Origin of the sequence: Streptomyces sp. NPDC006265 (assembly GCF_040613555.1) — a bacterium.
Taxonomy (GTDB): Bacteria; Actinomycetota; Actinomycetes; order Streptomycetales; family Streptomycetaceae; genus Streptomyces.
The window spans coordinates 1-2,150 of record NZ_JBEXSH010001193.1 but is presented as its reverse complement, the minus strand read 5'-3'; the positions used below and the strand labels follow the sequence as shown (position 1 = coordinate 2,150).

Sequence of the window (2,150 nt, the reverse complement as noted above, 5' to 3'; positions counted from 1 at the left end):
GGCCGCTGTTCCCGTGCGGGGCAGCGGCCGACGCGTATGAAGGAGACATGGACGTGACGACCGATGCGGCCGCTCCCTGGCTGATCGTGGGGCTGGGCAATCCGGGGCCGGAGTACGCGGGGAACCGGCACAACGTGGGTTTCATGGTGGCGGATCTGCTGGCGGACCGGGTCGGGGGGAGGTTCAGGCGGGCCGGGCGGGCGCAGGCGCAGGTCGTGGAGGGCCGGATCGGGCCTCCTGGGCCGTTGAACCGGCGGGTGGTGCTGGCGAAGCCGATGTCGTACATGAACCTGTCGGGTGGGCCGGTGAACGCGCTGCGGGATTTCTACAAGGTGCCGGTGGACCATGTGGTGGCGGTGCATGACGAGTTGGACATCGACTACGGGGTGCTGCGGCTGAAGCTGGGTGGCGGGGACAACGGGCACAACGGGCTGAAGTCGATGACGAAGGCGTTCGGTGCGGAGTATCACCGGGTGCGGTTCGGGATCGGGCGGCCGCCGGGGCGGATGCAGGTGGCGGATTTCGTGCTGAAGGATTTCTCGGCGGCGGAGCGCAAGGAGCTGGACTACTTCGTGGACCGGGCGGCGGATGCGGTGGAGGCTCTGGTGATCGAGGGGCTGGAGCGGGCGCAAAGCACGTACAACTCCTGACTTGTCACCCGTCGAGGTTGACGGGCCGTTCAGGCATGGCCAATGATCCCGGCCATGCCTGCCCATGCCGCCTCCTCGTCCCAGGCCTCGGCCGTCGCGTTGCGGTTCGGGCGGTTCGCGGCGATGGGTACGGTCGCGGTGCTGATTCTGATCGCGGGTGTGTGGGCGTCGTGGGGTACGGCGCAGCATGTGATGCTGACGAAGGGCCGGGAGCGGGGCACGGTCGATGTGACGCGGTGCGAGGCGGATGCGTGCTGGGGTCGGTACACGCCGTTGTCGGAGGGTTCACAGCCGCGGGCGCGGGTGGTGCTGGAGAAGTCGGTCGCGGTGGAGCGGGGCCGGACGTACACGGTGGTCCTGAAGTCCGGCAGTGATGACGCGGTGCGTTCGGGTCCGGCGGGTGTGCTGTACGCGTGGATTCCGCTGGGTGGTGCGTTGTTGCTGGCGTCGGTGGTGGTGGCGGGTGGTCTGCTGCGGACGCGGGCGGCGTGGGTGATGGCGCTGTCGGGGGTGGCGTTGCTGACGGCGGCGTTCGTGACCGTCTGAGGGGTCGGGGCGTTCTCTCCTTCGGTGGAGGGGCGAGCGTTGTGTGTTCGTGATTGACGTGCCGACGGGCGAGGCTGGAAGCTGAGCCGCCCCCTCCACATCTTCCCGGTCACTTCTCGAAGATGGACTACCTCCCCATGCGAACCCTTTCTCGCCTCGGCGCTGTCTGCGCCGCCGCTTCCGCGGTCCTTCTGCTCGCTCCTGCCGCCCACGCCACGCCTCCCGGTGACAACGGCACGGTGAAGATCCATGACGCCTTGACGGGCGAGGAGCTGCGCCGCAACGAGCCGCACGTGTGCACGTTCTACTTGGATGCCTTCGGTTTCGACGGCGGTCAGCAGGTCGACTGGCACATCGACGCGATACCTCCGAGTGAGAACAAGGGGGACACGGTGGAGTCCGGTGCGCTGACGCTGGACGCCCAGGGTCACGGCCGCAGCGAGGACCTGTCGCTGCCCAACGGGCACTACAAGCTGTTCTGGAACTTCGGGGGTGAGAAGGGGTCCGCCAAGCACAAGGTGTTCTGGACGGACTGCGAGGACGAGCAGGAGCCGGGTGGTGCGACGCCGTCCGGGTCGGCTTCGCCGTCGTCCTCGTCGGGGGCGTCGGAGGCGCCGTCGGGTGAGCCGGGTGCGTCGGCGTCCCCGAGTTCCTCGGTGGGCGGGGGTGTGCCGGCATCCTCGTCGCCGTCCCCGCAGGGCGGCACGGACGGCGACCTCGCCGAGACGGGCAACGGGGCCCCGGTGGGTGTGCTGTCGGGTGTCGCGGCGGCGCTGGTGGCGGCGGGCGGTTTCCTGGTGCTGCGGCGCCGGCGGGCCGGCCGCGGCTGACGTACGAACGACCGTGCCCCCGAGCCTGTAGGCGGATTCTCGGGGTCCTCGCAACACCTGATGGCTTACGTGGCTGTCAGTAGATCACGCAGGCGCTCGGCTGGGGTTCTCCAGTCGAGCGTTT

3 protein-coding genes are annotated in these 2,150 nt (G+C 69.3%); all 3 read left to right on the top strand.

Annotation, left to right across the window (positions count from 1 at the left end; genetic code table 11):
• The first annotated feature begins 47 nt into the window (after nt 1–47).
• Nucleotides 48–650, top strand: a complete 603-nt coding sequence (pth, locus tag ABZ281_RS46950) for an aminoacyl-tRNA hydrolase (RefSeq protein ID WP_356664687.1) — start codon at nt 48–50, stop codon at nt 648–650.
• A gap of 54 nt (nt 651–704) precedes the next feature.
• Complete coding sequence (locus tag ABZ281_RS46945; protein ID WP_356664685.1) at nt 705–1,196, top strand: hypothetical protein; 492 nt, start codon at nt 705–707, stop codon at nt 1,194–1,196.
• Nucleotides 1,197–1,333: 137 nt separating this feature from the next.
• A complete protein-coding gene (locus tag ABZ281_RS46940; RefSeq protein WP_356664683.1) occupies nt 1,334–2,026 on the top strand; it encodes an LPXTG cell wall anchor domain-containing protein in 693 nt (230 codons plus the stop codon).
• The last annotated feature ends 124 nt before the right edge of the window (nt 2,027–2,150 follow it).